This is a genomic window from Streptomyces sp. CB03238, from assembly GCF_002099185.1.
In the GTDB taxonomy this organism is placed as follows: Bacteria; Actinomycetota; Actinomycetes; order Streptomycetales; family Streptomycetaceae; genus Streptomyces.
The window spans coordinates 114262-133389 of sequence record NZ_NBCN01000020.1 but is presented as its reverse complement, the minus strand read 5'-3'; the positions used below and the strand labels follow the sequence as shown (position 1 = coordinate 133389).

Below are 19128 nucleotides of genomic sequence, written 5' to 3'. Positions count from 1 at the left end.
GGTGGGGCGATTGAGCGAGGAACGGCTCGGATGCGTACTCCCTGGCGTAAGGCTTCCCGAACTGCTTCGCGGAAGCACACGGCACACGGACGCGTACGCGGGAATGAGGCACCCCCATGAGTCTGCGGGAGCGGCATCACGATGTCGCCGCCTATGCGCTGGGCGTGCTGGAACCGGCGGACGCCCTCGCGTGCGAGGAGCACCTGGCGCGGTGCGTGACCTGCTCGGCCGGGCTCGTGGGCTTCGCCTTCGCCGCCTCGGCGCTCGCGCAGCTCGCCGACCGGGAGCCGCTGCGGCCGCTCGGGCCGCGCCCGGTGGCGGCGCGTTCTCGTCGGCGGGTACGCCGGCCGCGGGCGCGGCGGTGGCGCTCGCGCGTCGTCGGGGTGGCCGCGGCGCTGGCCGTCGCGGTGCCGGGCGCCGTCCTGCTGGCCTCCCCCGGCGCGGGCGGCGGCGATCCGGGGGTACGGCGGGCCGCGGCGACGGACACGGCGACCGGGACGTCGGCGTCGGTGGCGCTGCGGGAGCGGGAGTGGGGCACGGAGGTGGCGCTGAAGGTGGCCGGGGTGCCGGGGCCTCACGTGTGCGAACTCGTGGTCGTCGGGACGGACGGCCGGGCGTGGCCGGTCATGACGTGGGCGACGGAGGAGGGCGACGAGCCGGTCATGGAGGGCGGGACCGCGCTGCGGCTCGGCGAGATCGAGCGGCTGGAGGTGCGGACCGTGGAGGGTGAGCGCCTGGTGTCGGTACGCCCCTGACCTGCTCCCGCACCTACTCCTGACCTACTTCAGCAGGCGGGACAGGCGGCGGTCGGCGAGGGGTTTGCCGCTGGTCTGGCAGGTGGGGCAGTACTGGAGCGACGAGTCGCGATACGACACCTCCCGGATGGTGTCGCCGCAGACGGGACACGGTTCGCCGGTACGGCCGTGGACGCGCAGCCCGCTCTTCTTCTCGGCCTTGAGGCGGCCGGCGGCCAGTCCGTGCGAGCGCTCCACGGCCTCGCTCAGGGTGGTGCGCATCGCCTCGTACAGCGTGGTGGTCTCCTCGTCGGTGAGGTTCTGTACGGGCTTGAAGGGTGACATCCGGGCGGCGTGCAGGATCTCGTCGCTGTACGCGTTGCCGATGCCCGCGATCAGGCTCTGGTCGCGCAGGGCGCCCTTGAGCTGTCGCCGTTCGCCGGTGAGCAGGGCGGCGAAGGCGTCCCGGTCGAAACCGGCGGCGAGCGGGTCGGGGCCGAGGCGGGCGACGCCCGGGACGTCGGCGGGGTCGTGGACGAGGTGGACGGCGAGGCGCTTGGTGGTGCCGGCCTCGGTGAGGTCGAAGCCGTCACCGCCGGTGAGCGCGACGCGCAGCGCGAGCGGGCCCTTGCCGGGGCGCGGCGGCCCGGAGGGCAGGACGTCCCGCCACTGGAGCCAGCCGGCCCGGGCGAGGTGGATCAGCAGGTGGAGTCCGTCGGCGGTGATGTCGAGGAACTTGCCGTGCCGCCCGACGGCGGTGACGGTGGTGCCTTCGAGCGCGGACAGCGGTGGGTCGTACGTCTTGAGGACACTGACGGCGACGGGCAGGGCGCGGGCGATCTCCTTGCCCACCAGGTTCTCGTCGAGGAACTCGCGGAGGGCTTCCACCTCGGGCAGTTCGGGCATGGTTCCAGCGTGCCGCAGGGCGCCCCGGCTCGCCGCCCCGGCCGGTTCCGCAGGGTCAGTGCGGGCCGTCGGTGGCCTTCACCAGCTCCGCCAGTTCGTCATGGATCGCGGCGGCCAGCCGGTCCACGTCCGGGACGGCCTTGCCGTCGGCGACGAGCCCGATGTGCACCTGTCCGCCGTACGGGGACATCGCCACGGCGAGCGCCTGGCCGCGTGCGAGCGGGGCCATGGGGTGGAGGGCGCGCAGCGGGCAGCCGCCGAGGGAGAGGGTGGAGCGCGGCAGCGGCACATTGGTGACCAGGACGTCGAACAGCATCCGCGCCGCTCCCTGGGCCAGCGGCGCGCCGAACCGGTGGGCGAGCGGTGGCAGTTGGTCGGCGAGCACGGCGACCGCCCCGGCACCGCGCGTGGGCCCGGCGGCCTTGTTGCGGTCCATCCCGCGGCGTACGGAGCCGAGCCGGCTCAGCGGCTCGGGGTCGGAGAGGGGCAGGTCGAGGAGGTACGCGGAGAAGGTGTTGCCCGGGCCGGGCGCGCCGCCGGGCCTCCGCCGGGACACCGGCACGAGGGCGCGCGGGTCCACCGTGGGCAACGGCTCGCCCCGCCCCAGCAGCCACCGGCGCAGCGCCCCGGCGGTGACCGCGAGCAGGACGTCGTTGGCGGTGCCGCCCGCGACCCGGCGGACCCGCCGCACCTCCTCCAGGTCCAGGTCGGCGGTGGCCAGGCGCCGCGTCCCGCTGGAGCCGGCGGTGAGCGCGGGCGTGCCGCGCGGGTCGAGGCGGCTGGCGCGTACGACGGAGGCGCCGACGCCCAGGGCGCGGCCGAGCTCCTCGATGCGGCCGCGCGCGGCGCCCGCGACGTTCAGCGGTCCTGGCAGCCAGGAGCGGGGCGGTACGGGGCGCGGGCGGCGGCGGCCGGGGGTGCGGGTGCCGGCGATCTGGTCGAAGATGCCGGCGCCGATGGCGACCGCGCGCATCCCGTCGGCGAGCGCGTGGTGGAGCTTGACGAGCACGGCGAAGGGGCCGCCGGGCGCCCCGGTCAGCAGGTACATCTCCCAGGGCGGCAGCCCGCGTTCGAGGGGGCGTTCCATCAGCTCACCGGCGAGCCGGGTGGCTTGGGTGATGACGTCGGATTCACCGTCCGGGAGCTGGATGCGCCGGACATGGCGGCGTACGTCGAAGGTCTTGTCGACGCTCCAGGCGGCGCCGCCGACCGGGAGCAGGACGTCGCGGACCCGCATCCTCAGCCGGGGGATGGCGGCGGCGCGCTCGGCGAGCAGGTCCAGGATGTCGCCGGGGTCGCCGGGGCCGGGGTCGAAGCGGGCGAGGGCGCCCAGGTGCATGGGGTGGTCGGCCGTCTCCAGGTGCCAGAAGGCCAGGTCGAGAGGTGCCAGCAGCTCACTGCTCAAGGGATCCCCATGTCGTGGAGGGCCGTGGAAGGCGACGGAACAGCAGTCAACCGCCTTCGATCGGTTACGGTCAAGTACGATCTCTTCACTTACAGTTAACAGTCGATGTCCACTAAATTTCCGGTCTGCCCTGGATCCTGAACTCGCACCAGACGCACTTGCCGCTGCCACGCGAGTCCACGCCCCACACATCGGTCAGCCGGTCGACCAGCAGCAGTCCCCGGCCCGAGACGCCCGACAGCCCCGCCTCCCGGCGGCGCGGAAGAGCGCTGGAGCGGTCCTCGACCTCGACCCGCAGCCGCCGTTCGTGTCCGGCCAGCATCCGCAGGGTGACGATCGCCCCGCCGTCGGTGTGGAGCAGTGCGTTGGTGATCAGCTCGTCGGCGACCAGCTCGATCTCGTCGGCCCGCCGCCCCGCGCCCCAGGCCCGTACCGCCGCCCTGATCATGTGCCGGGCCGAGCTCAGCGCCTCCGGGTCGCTCTGCGCCACGTGCTGCTGGAGCCGCCCGCCGGCCTGCGGGGTGTAACCGCCCTTGCGGCGCAGCAGCAGGATGGCGACGTCGTCCTCCCCGCCGTGCTCGTCGACCACGTCGCACAGGTGGTCGGCGAGCCGCTGGAGGTCGTCCGGCCCGTTGCGTACCAGCGCGGCGAGCCACTGCATGCCCTCGTCGAGGTCGGCGCCCGGCTGCTCGACGAGCCCGTCGGTGTACAGCAGCAGGGCCTGGCCCGGGTCCAGTTCCAGGATGCTGACGGGGTAGTCGAGCCGCCCGAACTCCGCCGACAGGCCGAGCGGCATCCCGCCCTGCACCGGCACACGGCGGCAACTGCCGTCGGTGTCCCGTAGCAGCAGGTCGACGTGCCCCGCCCGCACCACCTGCACCACGCCCGTCGCCAGGTCGGCCTCCAGGTACGTACAGGTAGCGAACCGGTCGGTGTCCAGCTCGTGCAGGAAGGAGGAGGCCCGCGCCATCACGGTGGCCGGAGTGTGCCCCTCCGCCGCGTACGCCCGCAGCACGATGCGCAGCTGCCCCATCACGGCGGCGGCGTGAGTGTCGTGCCCCTGGACGTCCCCGATGACGGCGCCGACCCGCCCGCCGGGCAACGGGATGATGTCGTACCAGTCGCCGCCGATGTCCCGGCCGAGCCGGGCGGAGCGGTAGCGGACGGCGATCTGCGCGCCGGGGACCTCGGGGATGCGGCGCGGCAGCATGGCCTGCTGCAGCCCTTCGGCGAGGTCGTGCTCCTGCTCGAACAGCATGGCGCGCTGGAGACTCTGCGCGATGCTGCTGCCGAGGGCGACGAGGACGTTGCGGTCCTCAGGGGAGAAGCCGTTCTTGTCGTTGTAGAGCAGGCCGAGCGCACCGATGGGCCGGGCCTGGGCGATCAGCGGCAGATAGGCGGCGGAGGTGATCCCGAGGCCGTTGATGTGCGGCCAGAGTATGGGGTAGGAGGTGGCGAAGTCCTCGGGTGACTCGATGAAACGGGGCGCGAGGGTGCGGACGACCTCACTCATCGGGTACTGCTCGTCCACCCGGGTGTAGCGGGTGCCGGGGACGAAGGAGCCCTCCGGCCCGTCGGCGACCAGGTGGATGCGGCCCGCCTCCAGCAGCCCCATCACCACACTGGTGGCGCCGAGGTGCTCCAGGCCGTGCGAGTCCTTCAGGACGTCGATGACGTCCTGGACGGTCCGGGCGTGGGCCAGGGCGGCGGTGGTGGACTCGACCACGCTGGTCTGGCGGCGCCGCTCCTCGTCGACCTCGCGCCGGGCGGTCGACTCGGCGAGCTCCTGCGTGGCGTCGCGGACGATGCCGATGATGCGGCGCGGGCGGCCGGTCTCGTCCCGCCGGATGAACCCCTGGGTGTGCGTCCAGCGCAGGCCGCCGTCACGGGTACGGATGCGGAAGTAGGTGCCGTAGTGCGTGCCGCCGCTCTTGAGGGCCTGCGCCACCATCCCGTCGAGGCGGATGGACTCGCTCGGCGGGACGCGGGAGGCAAGGCTCTCGGGCCGCCCGTCGTACTCGGTGACGTCCACCTGGAACACGTCGAGGGCGGTCTGGTCCATGTGCATGAGCCCTGTGTCGAGGTCCCAGTCGAAGCTGCCCATGCGGTTGAGGGACAGGCTCAGATCCGGGTGGGCGGGCCAGTCCTCGGGGAGCGACAGGGCATCCGCTGCCGGATCAACCATGGGGCCACTCTGCCATCATTTGTCGGGTTTTTCGACCGGTTGCGGGGACGGTGAGCGGGCGAGGGAGGTGGCCATCAGCCCTCGGAGAGATCCGGCTCGAAGGGCATGTCCTGCGGCTGCCCGGCCTGGTCCGGCCCGCCGGGGCTGTCCGGTACGGGGGCGTCGGGCGGTACGGCCGCGTCGGGCGGTACGGCAGGGTCTGGCGGTACGGGGGCGTCGGGCGGTACGACCGGGCCGGACGCGTCGCCGGGGTCGTCAGGGGCGGCCGGGGGTTCGTCCGGGGTCGCCGGGGGTTCGTCCGGGGCGGCCGGGGGTTCTTCGCGGGCCGCCGGGGGTTCGTCCCGGGCCGCCGGGCCGCCCGGGCCGTCCGGTGCGGGTGGAACCGGGGGCGGCGGTGGCGGGGGCGGGGTGGGGCAGCCGGGCGGGACCGGCCGGGCGCCGCCCGGCTCGGTCGGGCAGTCGGCCGGCTCCGGCGGAGCCACGAGGTCACGCTCGCCGGGGGCGTACGGGGGCGGCACCTCGGGCCGCTTGTCCCGTTCACCGCCGCTGCCCGAGAGGCGCTCGAGCCAGGTGTTGTCCACGACGTTCACCACGATCAGGCTGTGGACCACCTGCGGGGTGGGGGTGATGACCACCACCCGCCCGGGGTGGTAGCCGGGCCAGGGCGTGCCCTTGTCGACGGTGGCCTCCCGGGCGACGACCGGCGACCGCAGCGGGTTCCCGCACGCGCACCGCACGCGCGGCGCACCGTACTGGTCGACCAGCACCGCCGTACCGGCCTGAAGGACGGACTGGAACGGCGCGGCGGCGCCGTCGCGGTAGCCGTGGCCGGTGACGCGGGTGTCCGCGCGCAGCACCACGGGGGTGAGGCCGCGGAGCCAGGGCGCGATGCCGGCGGGGCCGATCCCGGCGGCCTGTGCGAAGGCGCGCGCCTTGGCGTCGTCGGCGGTCAGCAGGCGCACCTGCCGTTCGACGTCGCAGCTGGGGACGGAGCGTGCGGCGCCGTAGAGGCCGGGCGTGGACCCGGGGAGGGTACGCGGGCCACGGCCGTCCGCGGCCTGCCGGGGCGGCGGGGTGGGCGTGCCGGGTGAGGGGCGGGCCGTCGACGCGGTGAAGGGGTGGGGTCCGGGGGCGCCGGCCGGCTGGAGGCGGACCTCGCCGGCGTTCGCCGCCGCACGCGTGCCGCCCTTGCCGTCACCGCCGCAGCCCGCGACCAGGAGACCGGCGGCGAGCAGCAGTGCGGTCGGCGTGGCGAGCACGGCGTACCGGCGGCGACGTATCGGTGAGCGCACGCGGACCTCCCGCCTTCCGTGGTTCATGCCCGGCGGTTCATGTCTGCCGGATCCCGGACGGGGCCGCAACCGGAGGCACACCACCCACTCGAGACTTGAACACGTTCAAAGAAAGCCCTACGCTCAGGAATTGAACACGTTCAAGCAAAGGGGTGGGCGGGGTGTCCGTACTGGTGGGCCTGATCGTGGCGCTCGGCATGCTGGTGATCGTCCCGGCGGGCCTCCGCCTGATGGACGCCCCCGAACTCGACCCCGTACGCCGCGCCTGGCCGCTGTTCGCCGTGCCGGGAGCCCTCTGCCTGTGGCTGCCGCGCGGCGCCCCCGCCGCCACGCTCGCCGCCTGCTACGCGCTCGGCACCGTCGTCCTCGCCCTGCACGCCCCGCGCCGCCTGCTCCGTACGCGCTCGGCGGCACCCGCCGAGATCGCCGTCCTGACCGCCCTCGCGAGCCCCTCGGTCGCCGCGCTCGCCCTGGTCGCCGAGCGGCTCGGGCACCGGCTGTTCGGGTTCGGCCTGGACATCCTGGCGCTCACCGTCCCGCACTTCCACTTCGCCGGCTTCGCCGCCGCCCTGGTGGCCGGGCTGGTCTGCCGCACGGTGGACCGCCCGGCAGCCCGGTTCGCCGCGCTCAGCGTGCCACTGGGCACCCTCCTCGTCCTCCTGGGCTACTTCCTGGACGACTGGGCCGAACTGGCCGGGGCGCTCGTCCTGACCGCCGGGATGTGGGCCGTCGCCCTGCTCACCTGGCGCGACATCGCGACCGCGGGGCGCGACCGGCCCACCCGCGCGCTGCTCGCCGTCTCGGCCGCCGTCCTGGTCGCGACCATGCTGCTCGCGCTGAGCTGGGCGCTCGGCGAGGCGACCGGCCTGCCCCACCCGAACCTGACCTGGATGGCCGCCACCCACGGCCTCGGCAACGCGCTGGGCTTCGCCCTCTGCTCGGTACTGGCCTGGCGACGACTGGCGCCACGACGACCGGTGCCACGACGACCGGTGCCACGACCCAAGGAGACCCCGGCATGACCCGTCTGATCCGCAGCCTCAGCACCCCGCCCGCCCCTCGCGGGTTCAGTTACCGGGAGGTCGGCGCCACCCGCACCCGCCCCCTCCCCGCCGGCTACCACCACCTGCGCCACGAGACCCTGATCGGCCACGGCCAGGACGTCTTCCAGGCGGCGGGCGCGGCCGTCACCACCTGGGCGATGCACCGCGGGTCGGGCGCACGCGTGCGTGCCGACGGCGTACGGGCCGAGCCGGGCGCGGCGGTCGGGATAGCGCTCGGCGCCGGGCCGTTCGAGTTCGCCGCGCCGTGCGAGGTGGTGTGGACGGTGTACGACGAGGACCGCGTCGGCTTCGCGTACGGCACGCTGGCCGGGCACCCGGAGAGCGGTGAGGAGGCGTTCGTGGCCGAGCGGCGGACGGACGGTTCGGTGTGGTTCACCGTGACCGCGTTCAGCCGGCCCGCCCGCTGGTACACGCGGGCCGCCGGGCCCGTCGTACCCGTGCTCCAGCGCGCCTACGCACGGCACCTCGGCCGTACGCTGCGAAAGATCGCCGCGGGCTGAGCGTCGGCCGATACTGGGACCGATGGAGTGGTTCTGGTTCACCTCGTCCGACTACTGGCTGAGCCGGCTGGTCTTCCAGCGGGCGCTCGCCGGGGTCTATCTGGTCGCGTTCCTCTGCGCCGCCCTGCAGTTCCGGGCGCTGATCGGCGAGCGCGGCATGCTCCCGGTGCCCGCGTACCTGCGCCGGGTGCCACCCCGGGTGGCGCCCAGCGTCTTCCATCTGCACTACTCGGACCGGTTCTTCGCGCTCTGCGCCTGGGCCGGGGCGGCGCTGTCGCTCGCGCTGATCGCGGGCGCGGGCGACGCGGTGCCGCTCGCCGTCTCCATGCTGATGTGGGCGGTGCTGTGGGCGCTGTACCTGTCCATCGTGAACGTCGGGCAGACCTGGTACGGGTTCGGCTGGGAATCGCTCCTCCTGGAGACGGGTTTCCTCGCCGTCTTCCTCGGCAACGAGGACACGGCCCCGCCCATCCTGATCCTGTTCCTGCTGCGCTGGCTGCTGTTCCGGGTGGAGTTCGGGGCGGGGCTGATCAAGCTGCGGGGCGACGCCTGCTGGCGCGATCTGACCTGCCTGTACTACCACCACGAGACCCAGCCGATGCCGGGGCCGCTGAGCTGGTTCTTCCACCACCTCCCCAAGCCCCTGCACCGGGTGGAGGTCGCGGCCAACCATGTGACGCAACTCGTCGTCCCGGTTCTGCTCTTCACCCCGCAGCCGGTGGCGAGCGCGGCGGCGGGTCTCATCGTCCTCACCCAGCTCTGGCTGGTGCTGTCGGGCAACTTCTCCTGGCTGAACTGGATCACGATCGTGCTCGCCCTGTCCGCCGTGGACGGCTCCCTCGTCACCGACGCGCCCGCCCTGCCCCACCCCCCGCTCTGGTACGGGATCCTCGTCCTCGCCGTCACCGCTCTGGTCGTCGTCCTGAGCCGGCGTCCGGCCCGCAACCTGCTCTCCCGCCACCAGGCCATGAACCGCTCCTTCGACCCGCTGCACCTGGTCAACACCTACGGGGCCTTCGGCACGGTCGGCCGCGTCCGGCACGAGATCGTCATCGAGGGCACCGACGAGCCGACCGTCCATTCCGGCACGGTGTGGCGGGAGTACGAGTTCAAGGGCAAGCCCGGCGACGTGCGGCGGCTGCCGCGCCAGTTCGCCCCGTACCATCTGCGCCTCGACTGGATGATGTGGTTCGCGGCGCTCTCCCCCGCGTACGCGCACTCCTGGTTCGCGCCGTTCGTGGAGCGGCTGCTCGAAGGGGACCGCGACACGCTGCGGCTGCTGCGCCACAACCCCTTCCCCGACGCCCCTCCCGTACGGATCCGCGCCAGGCTCTACCGCTACCGCTTCACGACCTGGCGCGAACTGCGGGAGACCGGCGCCTGGTGGCACCGGACCTACGTACGGGAATTCCTGCCGCCCACCCGGTTGTCCTGAGCGCCCCGCCGACGTGCGCGTGCCCTCCGCCCCTGACGGGGGCGGAGGGCACGGGGCGCACGGTACGGATCGTCCGGCGATCAGTCGATGCCGGGCAGGATGTGCGGCTCGGCGAGGTCTTCCTCGTAACCGGCCAGCCGGATCGGGGCCGAACGGGCCCACACTTCGAGGCTGCCGAGGGTGTCGGGCCCGGCGGATCGTTCGCCGTGTTCCGCCTGCCGCTGTTCCTGCTTGATGAGTTCTGGTGTCACCGCGCACTCCTTCGTGTCGCGAACCTATGAGGACATGTACTGCCGTTCGGTCGCGGTGGCGCCGGTACTCGGGCGGAAACGCAGCCTTGGTGGCAGGCCTGTCCCCGAGGCCCGCCTGAGGGGGTTTCGTGGATCCCTGGCGGCGGGCCGTTCGCTTCAGGTTAACCAAATGAGCGCGCTTCTGCTCGATGGAACGCGTCACATAGGCGCGTTCCGGACAGGTTGCCCGCATCCGGTCACGAGAGACGTCACCCGGTGACGGTCACCACTTCGAGGGCGCGTAGTCCTTCAGGAAGCAGCCGTACAGGTCCTCGCCCGTCTCGCCGCGCACGATCGGGTCGTAGACCCGGGCCGCGCCGTCGATGAGGTCCAGCGGGGCGTGGAAGCCCGCCTCGGCGAGCCGCATCTTGTCGGGGTGCGGGCGCTCGTCGGTGATCCAGCCGGTGTCGACGGCGGTCATTAGGATGCGGTCGGACTCGAACATCTCCTGGGCGCTGGTGCGCGTGAGCATGTTGAGCGCGGCCTTGGCCATGTTGGTGTGCGGGTGCCCGGCGCCCTTGTAGCCCCGGCTGAAGACGCCCTCCATGGCGGAGACGTTCACCACGTACGTACGCCTCGCCGAGGACGCGGCCATCGACCGGCGGAGCCGGCTGATGAGGATGAACGGCGCGGTGGAGTTGCACAGCTGGACTTCGAGAAGTTCCACCGGGTCGACCTCGGAAACGGTCTGGATCCAGCTGTTGGTGTCGTGCAGGTCCGGGACCAGGCCGCCCGCGTCGATCGCGGTGCCCGCGGCGATGCGCTCCAGCGACGCGGAACCGCTCACCAGGGCGAGGTCGGTGACGTCCTGCGCGGTCAGACCCTCGCCATTGCGCGGGCCCGGCAGGGCGGCCATGGTCTCCACGGCGCCGCTGCCGAAGGTGCCGATGACCTCGGCGGGCGGCAGCTCGCCCGCCGGCAGCGGGGCGGACTCGGCGGCGACCAGCTCGCTGTACGCCTGCGGGGAGCGGCGTACGGTCTGCGCGGCGTTGTTGATCAGGATGTCCAGCGGGCCCTCGGCGGCGACCGAGTCGGCGAGGGCGACGACCTGCGCCGGGTCACGCAGGTCGATACCGACGACCTTCAGGCGGTGGATCCACTCGTCGCTGTCCGGCATCGCCTTGAAGCGGCGGATCGCGTCGTTGGGGAAACGGGTGGTGATGGTGGTGTGGGCACCGTCACGCAGCAGCCGCAGCGCGATGTACATGCCGATCTTGGCGCGGCCGCCGGTGAGCAGGGCGCGCCGGCCGGTCAGGTCGGTACGGGCGTCGCGGCGGGCCCGGTTCTCGGCGGCGCACTTCTGGCACAGCTGGTGGTAGAAGGCGTCGACCTCGACGTACCGGGTCTTGCAGATGTAGCAGGAGCGGGGGCGCTGGAGTATGCCCGCGATCTCGCCGCTGACGGAGGAGGACGGCAGCACGCCCTGCGTCTCGTCGTCGATCCGCTCGGCCGAGCCGGTCGCGGTGGCCTCGGTGACCGCCTTGTCGTGGGCGGTCTTGGCGGCCCGGCGCTCCTGGCGGCGGCGCTGCTTCACGGTGCGGTAGACACCGGCCGTGGCGCGGCGGACGGCGATGGCGTCCGGGTGGTCCACGTCCAGCGTGTCGAGCTCTTCCAGGACGCTCAGGCAGACGGCCAGGCGCTCGGGGTCGATTCCCGGCCCGTACGCCTGGTTCTCTTCAGTCACCGTCATGGCCGTTGCCGTTCCTCGATCACTCGTATGCCACGTTTACTTTTCAAAGCTTTCAAAAGCCGAACTTTACGTCAGTGGAGGGCCCGGCCGCCAAACGGTCAGCCGAGCGTGAGCAGTGCCGTGGCGAGGGCGGCGCCGAGGAGACCGCGGTACGGAGCGGGGTGAGGCGTTCCTGGAGGAGCAGCGGGCCCAGCAGGACCGGGACGGCCGGGTGGAGGGAGGCGAGGACCACCGCGACGGCCAGGAGCTGCTCGGGGGCGGCGAGCAGGTAGAGCGCGAGGCCCAGGGTGGCGCCCGCGCCGGTCGCGGCGGAGCCGAGCAGGAGGCACGGCGGCAGGCGCGGCCGGTGACCGGTGCGGGCCGCGAGCGGGAGCAGGGCGACGAGGGCGGCGGCGCGGCCCGCCGCGACGGGCCACAGCCCGCTCGCCACGCCGGCCTGCGCGAGTCCGACGTACTGGACCGCGACGCCCGCACCGGCGACCAGCCCCGTCAAGGGCGGCGCGGCGGTCCGCCGCCTCTCCGGTGCCCCGTCCGTTCGTTCCCGTACGCGAGACGAGCCAGAGCGCTGGCACGGTCACCGCGATCCCGGTCCAGGCGAGGGGCGGTCGGCCAGGAAGGCCACGCCGACGAGCACGGACAGCGCCACGCCGGTCACCGCGCTGACGGGCACGACGACGGTCATGGCGGCCGCGCTGCCGCCCCCGGAGAGGGCGCCCCACAGCAGGTCGGCGGCGCGCACCTGCCCGGCCGGGACGAGCAGCGCGACGGCCACGGCCATGACCAGCCCGCCCGCCTGGCCGATCACCGTGACGGGGGGCGAAGTCGCGCGCCGGGCGAGCATGCCGCCCGCGAAGTCGACGATCCCGTACACGACCGCCGACGCCAGAGCCAGAAGGGCACCCACCCGCCGCGTGTGCCCGGACACCGCGCACGTGCTCCCGGTACTCCCGTACGACGCGGTGGCCTCAGAGCCGTACGCCGCCCGACCTGAGGTACACGAGGGGGTCGATGTCGGAGCCGTACCCCGGCCCCGTACGCACCTCGAAGTGGAGATGCGGTCCGGTGCTGTTGCCGGTCGATCCCGACCGGGCGATCCGCTGGCCGCTGCTGACCCGCTGCCCTTCGCGGACGGTGAGCGCGGAGAGGTGGGCGTACTGGCTGTACTTGCCGTCCTCGTGCCGGATGACGACCTGGTACCCGTACGCGCCGCCCCAGCCGGCGGACACGACCCGGCCGGGTGCCACGGCCTTCACGGCGGTGCCGGTGGGGACGGGGAAGTCGACGCCGGTGTGGTAGCCACTGGACCAGGCGGCACCGGCCTTGCGGTAGGCGGTGCTGGGCCCGGCGTCGACGGGCGCGCTGAAGCCGGCGGTCCGGGGCTTGGAAGCGGCCGGCTTGGCGGCGGGAGGCTTGGCGGGGGCGGGCTTGGCGGGGGCGGGCTTGGCCGTCGCGGGTTTCGGGGCGGCCGGCTTCGCGGTGGTGGGCTTCGGGGCTGTCGTACGCAGCGCCAGTCTCTGGCCCGGCATGATGAGGTCGGGGTCACTGCCGATGACCGTGCGGTTGTCGGCGTACAGCCGCTGCCAGCCGCCCCTGACCTTCTCCGCCTCGGCGATCCCCGACAGGGAGTCGCCCCGCGCCACGGTGTAGCTCTCGCGCTGCCCGGGCACGGTGGTGGGGGTCGCGGGCGCCTTCGCCGCGGGCTTCGACCGCGGTGCGATGTCGGGCGCGTCGCCGCCCCGGGTGAGGCCCGCCTTGACCGAACAGGTGGGCCAGGCGCGCGGGCCCTGCCCCTTGAGCACCTTCTCGGCGATCGCGATCTGCTGGTCCTTGGTGGCGAGGTCGGCGCGCGGCGCGTAGCGCGTACCGCCGTACGCCTCCCAGGTCGACTGGGTGAACTGGAGCCCGCCGTAGTAGCCGTTGCCGGTGTTGATCTTCCAGTTGTTGGTGGACTCGCAGGCCGCGACCTTCTCCCAGACGTCCACCGACGCCGCGTGCGCCGAACCCGCCCCTATCAGCGGCAGCGCCATCCCGGCGCCGCTCGCCGTGACGGTGAGCGATGCCCGGTTGATACGGCCCGGCTGATACCGGCGGTGTCGTCCGCGTACGGCCATGGGTCGGTCCCCCCTTGCACACGTCAGCAGCCGCCCAAGCTAGAGGCACCTGACAGGCCGTGACAAGGGGGCGCGTCGCTCGTCAAATCCGCCTCCGGGGCGGGCCGTTGGGTGCTCGGCGGTGAACGTCCTGCTCGCGCGGCGCGTATGCAGGCGTACGCGGGCACGTAAGCCCACCGGACTCCAGGAGTACACAGATGAGTGGCACTGCCCAGATCGGCGTCACCGGGCTCGCGGTCATGGGCCGCAACCTCGCGCGCAATTTCGCCCGCAATGGTCTGACGGTCGCCGTGCACAACCGGACGTATCCGAGGACGCGGGCGCTGGTCGAGGAGTTCGGGGATGAGGGCGCCTTCGTGGCGGCGAGGAGCGCCGAGGAGTTCGTCGCGGCGCTGGAGCGGCCGCGCCGGCTCGTCGTCATGGTGAAGGCGGGCGAGCCGACGGACGCGGTGATCGAGGAGTTCGTACCGCTGCTGGAGCCGGGTGACGTCATCATCGACGGCGGCAACACGCACTTCGCCGACACGCGGCGCCGCGAGAGCGAGCTGCGGGAGCGCGGCATCCACTTCGTCGGCGCGGGCATCTCGGGCGGTGAGGAGGGTGCGCTGCACGGGCCGAGCATCATGCCGGGCGGGTCGGCCGAGTCGTACGAGTCCCTCGGCCCGCTGCTGGAGCGGATCGCCGCCAAGGCGCCGGACGGCACACCGTGCGTGACCCACGTCGGGCCGGACGGGGCGGGCCACTTCGTGAAGATGGTGCACAACGGCATCGAGTACGCCGACATGCAGCTGATCGGCGAGGCGTACCACCTGCTGCGCGAGGTGGCGGGCTACTCCCCCGCGAGGATCGCCGAGACCTTCCGTGCCTGGAACGCCGGGCGCCTGGACTCGTACCTGATCGGGATCACGGCGGAGGTGCTGGCGCACACGGACGCGGCGGCCGGGAAGCCGTTCGTCGACGTCGTGGCCGACCGGGCGGAGCAGAAGGGCACCGGGCGGTGGACGGTGCAGGTCGCGCTGGATCTGGGCGTTCCGGTGCCGGGGATCGCGGAGGCGGTGTTCGCGCGGTCGCTGTCGGGGCACGCGGAGCTGCGCGAGGTGTCACAGGGCCTGCCGGGGCCCTCGGTGGAGCCGCTGGACGAGGCCGGGGCGGCGCGCTTCGCCGGTCAGGTGGAGCGGGCGCTGTACGCGTCGAAGATCGTCTCGTACACGCAGGGCTTCCACCAGATCCGGGCGGGCGGCGAGGCGTACGGGTGGAAGGTGGACCTGGGCGCGGTGGCGGCGTTGTGGCGGGCGGGCTGCATCATCCGGGCGGCGTTCCTGGACCGGGTCCGGGGCGCGTACGCCGCGCGGCCGGGGCTGGTGAGCCTGCTGGCCGACCAGGGGTTCGCGGAGGAGGTCGGGGCCGCCCAGGACGACTGGCGCGCGGTGGTGGCGGCCGCGGCGCGGCGGGGCGTGCCGGCGCCGGGGTTCTCGGCGGCGCTCGCGTACTACGACGCGCTGCGGGCGCCCCGGCTGCCCGCTGCCCTCACGCAGGGGCAGCGGGACTTCTTCGGGGCGCACACCTACCGGCGGACCGACCGGGAGGGTTCGTTCCACACGCTCTGGGGCGGTGACCGCTCGGAGGTGGACGCCTGACGTCGGCTCGCGCTCAGCTCGCCGGGCCGGGCTCCGGTTCGGGTCCGGGGACCGGGTCGGGTCCGGGCGGCTTGGGCACCGGGTCCGGGGCCGGGCCGGGCGGTGGCCCGGGTGGCGGCGGCCCCGGGTGCGGTGGCGGCGTCGGAGTCGGTACGGGGCCGGGGGCGGGACCCGGTTCGGGGCCCGGCGGACCCGGCTGCGGCACGGGCGTCGGCGGCACCGGGTCCGGCGGGCCGGGCGTCGGCGTCGGCGCGGGCGGTACGGGGTCGGGGGGAAACGGGTTCGGGCTGGTCATGGCGCGCTCCCTGGGCGGTTCGGCCGTGCACGTACCAGGTTCTCCCGCTGCGCGTTCCCCCGCGCGGCGGGATCACTCCTGGGCGTACGGCCGACGCGTCAGCCCCGGGCGGCCGGAACGGCGTGCGGGCTGCGCGCGGTGTCGCTGCCGGGAACCGGCGCGGAGGCATCAAAGCCGAGCTCCACGATCCTGTTGTCCGCGTCGACATGCACGACGCGCGGCACCAGCGAGCGGGCCTCGGCGTCGTCGACCTGGGCGTAGCTGATCAGGATCACCAGATCCCCGGGGTGCACCAGGTGGGCGGCCGCGCCATTGATACCGATCACCCCGGAACCGCGCTCGCCCTCGATGACGTACGTCTCCAGACGGGCACCGTTGTCGATGTCGACGATGTGCACGAGCTCGCCCGGGAGCAGATCCGCCGCCTCCATCAGATCGGCGTCCACGGTGACGGACCCGACGTAGTGGAGGTCCGCCTGGGTCACGGTGGCTCGGTGGATCTTGGACTTGAACATGGTACGAAGCATCGAGGTACTCCTGGAAGACGGCTCCCTGCCTGCTTTGTACAGGTCAAGGGCGGTCTCGAGTGTACACCGGCCCGTGTCGGTAGAGGATTGTGGGGAACATCGCTCCGCTCAGCCTAGAAGGCTTCACGCCTGGAATTCCGCCCCGCACCAGCGCCTATTGGGTCGACCGTCTCGGAATGCCAGGGACTGATGCTGACCAGATGCCAACTTTTCTGACCTGCCATCAGGCTCGCGGAACCAGCACCTTCAGCGGCTGGCCAGTCGACGCACGACCGCGCGGGGCCGGCTCACCGCCGGAAGCGAGGGCGGCATGGCGATCGAGATCAAGGGGCGGCGACTCTCCCGAGGAGGCTGATCGCGGTGAACAGCTCCAGGCTCTCCGCCAGCTGCGCCGCCCAGGCGTCCTGAGGTCTGGGCGCGCAGGGCGGCGGTGTCGCCCAGTACGGGCCGCTGGTCGCGTTAGTCGTCTTGGCCCTGACGGTGGCGCGCGGGATGTTCCACGAGTAGCGGCGGATGTCCGGGCTGTTGAGGGCCTCGTCGAAGGACAGCCACAGGATGGCGAAGGTGGCGGCCGCGCTCCTCGCCGCCCTCTGGTAACCCCTTCCGCTCCATCCGGGCCCCCGGGCTACCCTTTGTCGGGGGCTGCCCGGGGGCTTTTTGTGTTGCGGGATGGCTGCCGCGAATTCTGCGCCGCCGAGCGCGAGGTGCGCGCCTTCCTGGCAGCTCAGGTGAGCTTCAATGGAGGGGCCGCGGGCGCTGTTCAACCGGGCGGTGGTGTGGCTGGTGGACAATGGGTGCTGGTCCCTGGGATCACGACGTTGACCCGGCTGGTTGCCGAGAATCGGGCCCGGAGATGGCCGAGCCATGACGTGACGGCTCAATAGTCCGCCCAGCGCATCTCGTAGATCAGCCTCTCGGCTTCCTCGGCTACCGCGGCGGGAGTGCGTTCGTAGTGGCAGACAAGGCGTTCGCCCACGCCGACGCCCATGCCGTGTTCGTCCCCGTGGTCGGAGTTGAAGGCGTCGTAGCCGCATACCGGGCAGTCCTGCAGCTCGAGGCCGTCCGGGTTGCGCTTCGAGTGATACCGCGGGTGCAAGGCGGCGGCTTGTTCCGCTCGGCGGGCGCCTTCCTCTTCGCCGGTGCGCAGCAGAAGCGCGGCTGAGCGAGCACACGAGTGCCGATCCGCGTCCCTGGTGCTTCCCCATACGCGGTCGGCGTGTTCGTTCCCGAGGCTCCGCAGGCCCTCGTGGTCATCGAGAGCGAGCAAGGCGTCGACGTGTTCGCGCTGCAGACCGCCCTTGCCGCTGGCGTGCCGTACCGGCTCGGTGCCCTTGATGCCGTCGCGCGTGGCACATGCGCGACGGGGGCGCCTGGGCGAAGGCGATGCCGTGAGCACCGGGAGATGACCACGGCATCGCGCTCCAGCCTCGCCGGCTGCCCTTGGAGGCAGCCGGCGGCAGAGTCCGGCTCGCGGACCACGCTTCCACTCGTCCGGGACGGTGCCGGCCGGCACCCTCGGGGCCGAGCAACCGACAGGGCCCTGACTACCTCCTTACTCCCAGAGGGCCAGCGCGGTCCGGCTGCTCATCGGCCACAACACCGTGGACGCCCGCGGTGGCCGTGGGCCGTCAATCGGGTGGTGCCTTTGGTACTGACTCACGCGTTGGGGGCCAGGTCGGTTCCGGCGCCCCGGCGGCGCACGGCGACCAGGTCGGTGCGGGCCTGGTCGGTACGGGCCTGGTCGGCCGTCGCGGCGGGGGCGGGCTCCTCCGAGGAGCACACCGACCCGGAGCCGCAGCCGCCGCCGGTTCCGCAGGAGGCGGCGTCCGCCCGGTGCTCGGGCAGCGTGGTGGTGTCCGTGCCCTCCACCTCGAAGCCGGCGTCCGCGATCATCTCCAGGTCCGCCTTGCCGGCCTGGCCCTCGCTGGTGAGGTAGTCGCCCAGGAAGATCGAGTTGGCCAGGTGCAGGGCGAGCGGCTGGAGCGTCCGCAGGTGCACCTCGCGCCCGCCCGCCAGCCGGACCTCCACGTCCGGGCAGACGAACCGGACCATCGCCAGGATGCGCAGCGCCCGCTGCGGGGTCAGGTTCCACTCCTTGGCCAGCGGAGTGCCCTCGAACGGGATCAGGAAGTTCACCGGCACCGAGTCCGGGTCCAGCTCGCGCAGCGCGAAGACGACGTCGACCAGGTCCTCGTCGCTCTCACCCATGCCCGCGATCAGCCCGGAGCAGGCCGACAGGCCCGCCGCGTGCGCCTTCTGCACGGTGTCCACACGGTCCGCGTACGTGTGCGTGGTCGTAATGTCCCCGTACGTCCCCTCGGACGTATTGAGGTTGTGGTTGTACGCGTCGGCCCCCGCCGTCCGCAGCCGCTCCGCCTGGCCGTCCGAGAGCAGCCCGAGGCACGCGCACACCTCGACGCCCTCGTTCTCCTCCTTGATGGCCTCGATGGTCTTCGAGACGCGGTCGACGTCCCGGTCCGTGGGGCCCCGGCCGCTGGCGACCAGGCAGACCCGCTTCGCGCCGCCCGCGACGCCCGCGGCGGCCGCCTTCGAGGCCTCCTCCGGCTTCAGCCAGGTGTACTTGAGGATCTGCGCCTTTGAGCCGAGCCGCTGCGAGCAGTACGAGCAGTCCTCCGGGCACAGACCGGACTTGAGGTTGACCAGGTAGTTCAGCTTCACCCGCCGCCCGAACCACTGACGGCGTACCTTCCCGGCCGCGGCCACCACATCCAGCAGCTCGTCGTCCGAGGTCGCCAGCACGGCGAGCGCTTCTTCGCGGGTCGGCAGCTCGCGCCGAAGCCCCTTGTCCACCAGCGTGTTCAGCAGGTCCATGACGCTGATCCTCGCTCATCAGGCCCTGCTCGACCAAGGGTAACCAATCGAATCGCGGTGACGGGAGCGTGACACTCACAACAGCCCGAATCGCTTTACCAGCAACGGGAGTTGTGATGGGACGATCACTACCCCACCAGAACTCGGGCGGAGCGGTTCCCTCACACCCGCGCGCACGCGGGGCGGCCGCCCCGGCGCCCCGGTTCTCACGCTCCCGCCCGCCGG

The 19128-nt window shown here is 73.0% G+C and carries 18 protein-coding genes; 5 read left to right on the top strand and 13 right to left on the bottom strand.

The features are described 5' to 3' along the window. Positions 1–116 precede the first annotated feature (116 nt). The gene (locus tag BKD26_RS29860) at positions 117–755 is read left to right on the top strand and encodes a hypothetical protein (protein ID WP_084904616.1); all 639 of its coding nucleotides are present in this window, start codon (positions 117–119) and stop codon (positions 753–755) included. Between the two features lie 24 nt (positions 756–779). Here the strand turns inward: BKD26_RS29860 and BKD26_RS29855 are convergent, their stop codons facing one another. The 4 genes from BKD26_RS29855 to BKD26_RS29840 all read right to left on the bottom strand — a co-directional run bounded on the left by BKD26_RS29855 (position 780) and on the right by BKD26_RS29840 (position 6522). Then, on the bottom strand, positions 780–1640 hold the full coding sequence (locus BKD26_RS29855) for a DNA-formamidopyrimidine glycosylase family protein (protein ID WP_084904611.1): 861 nt from the start codon (positions 1638–1640) through the stop codon (positions 780–782). A gap of 55 nt (positions 1641–1695) precedes the next feature. Next, positions 1696–3045 (bottom strand): wax ester/triacylglycerol synthase family O-acyltransferase, encoded by a 1350-nt coding sequence (locus tag BKD26_RS29850; RefSeq protein WP_084904607.1) that lies wholly within the window; start codon positions 3043–3045, stop codon positions 1696–1698. A 112-nt stretch (positions 3046–3157) separates the two neighbouring features. After that, positions 3158–5230, bottom strand: coding sequence for a SpoIIE family protein phosphatase (locus BKD26_RS29845; protein ID WP_084904603.1), 2073 nt, complete (start codon positions 5228–5230; stop codon positions 3158–3160). Between the two features lie 74 nt (positions 5231–5304). Further along, positions 5305–6522 (bottom strand): DUF6777 domain-containing protein, encoded by a 1218-nt coding sequence (locus BKD26_RS29840; protein ID WP_143662728.1) that lies wholly within the window; start codon positions 6520–6522, stop codon positions 5305–5307. Positions 6523–6683: 161 nt separating this feature from the next. On the opposite strand from BKD26_RS29840, the gene BKD26_RS29835 reads away from it, so the two are divergent. Genes BKD26_RS29835 through BKD26_RS29825 form a run of 3 tightly spaced genes read left to right on the top strand, consistent with a single transcriptional unit; the run spans position 6684 to position 9521 of the window. Next, positions 6684–7544: a YndJ family protein gene (locus tag BKD26_RS29835; protein ID WP_084904598.1), complete on the top strand. Its 861-nt coding sequence runs from the start codon at positions 6684–6686 to the stop codon at positions 7542–7544. Further along, positions 7541–8086: a DUF1990 domain-containing protein gene (locus BKD26_RS29830; RefSeq protein ID WP_084904595.1), complete on the top strand. Its 546-nt coding sequence runs from the start codon at positions 7541–7543 to the stop codon at positions 8084–8086. Before BKD26_RS29835 ends, BKD26_RS29830 begins: the two co-directional genes overlap by 4 nt. A gap of 22 nt (positions 8087–8108) precedes the next feature. Further along, positions 8109–9521: a lipase maturation factor family protein gene (locus BKD26_RS29825; RefSeq protein ID WP_084904592.1), complete on the top strand. Its 1413-nt coding sequence runs from the start codon at positions 8109–8111 to the stop codon at positions 9519–9521. Positions 9522–9601: 80 nt separating this feature from the next. On the opposite strand, the gene BKD26_RS40600 is transcribed toward BKD26_RS29825, so the two are convergent. The 5 genes from BKD26_RS40600 to BKD26_RS29810 all read right to left on the bottom strand — a co-directional run bounded on the left by BKD26_RS40600 (position 9602) and on the right by BKD26_RS29810 (position 13612). Continuing rightward, positions 9602–9772, bottom strand: a complete 171-nt coding sequence (locus BKD26_RS40600; RefSeq protein WP_179166758.1) for a hypothetical protein — start codon at positions 9770–9772, stop codon at positions 9602–9604. 262 nt (positions 9773–10034) lie between these two features. Then, positions 10035–11501, bottom strand: coding sequence for an SDR family NAD(P)-dependent oxidoreductase (locus BKD26_RS29820; RefSeq protein WP_084904590.1), 1467 nt, complete (start codon positions 11499–11501; stop codon positions 10035–10037). A 52-nt stretch (positions 11502–11553) separates the two neighbouring features. Continuing rightward, positions 11554–11994, bottom strand: coding sequence for a hypothetical protein (locus BKD26_RS41670; RefSeq protein WP_241518906.1), 441 nt, complete (start codon positions 11992–11994; stop codon positions 11554–11556). Between the two features lie 81 nt (positions 11995–12075). Then, complete coding sequence (locus tag BKD26_RS41665) at positions 12076–12405, bottom strand: hypothetical protein (protein WP_241518905.1); 330 nt, start codon at positions 12403–12405, stop codon at positions 12076–12078. Between the two features lie 61 nt (positions 12406–12466). Further along, positions 12467–13612: a transglycosylase family protein gene (locus tag BKD26_RS29810; protein WP_084904587.1), complete on the bottom strand. Its 1146-nt coding sequence runs from the start codon at positions 13610–13612 to the stop codon at positions 12467–12469. Between the two features lie 197 nt (positions 13613–13809). On the opposite strand from BKD26_RS29810, the gene gndA reads away from it, so the two are divergent. Continuing rightward, a complete protein-coding gene (gndA, locus tag BKD26_RS29805) occupies positions 13810–15249 on the top strand; it encodes an NADP-dependent phosphogluconate dehydrogenase (protein ID WP_084904584.1) in 1440 nt (479 codons plus the stop codon). 393 nt (positions 15250–15642) lie between these two features. Here gndA and panD read toward each other — a convergent pair whose 3' ends face one another. From panD to bioB, 4 genes are all read right to left on the bottom strand, one after another. After that, entirely contained in the window at positions 15643–16071 is a 429-nt protein-coding gene (gene panD, locus BKD26_RS29800; RefSeq protein WP_084904581.1) for an aspartate 1-decarboxylase, read from the bottom strand. A gap of 323 nt (positions 16072–16394) precedes the next feature. Beyond that, positions 16395–16862 carry a hypothetical protein gene (locus BKD26_RS29795; RefSeq protein ID WP_084904579.1) on the bottom strand — a complete coding sequence of 156 codons (468 nt, stop codon included), beginning with the start codon at positions 16860–16862 and terminating at the stop codon, positions 16395–16397. An 86-nt stretch (positions 16863–16948) separates the two neighbouring features. Further along, positions 16949–17467: a hypothetical protein gene (locus tag BKD26_RS29790; protein WP_084904577.1), complete on the bottom strand. Its 519-nt coding sequence runs from the start codon at positions 17465–17467 to the stop codon at positions 16949–16951. Positions 17468–17727: 260 nt separating this feature from the next. Further along, a complete protein-coding gene (bioB, locus tag BKD26_RS29785; RefSeq protein ID WP_084904575.1) occupies positions 17728–18903 on the bottom strand; it encodes a biotin synthase BioB in 1176 nt (391 codons plus the stop codon). Between the last annotated feature and the right edge of the window lie 225 nt (positions 18904–19128).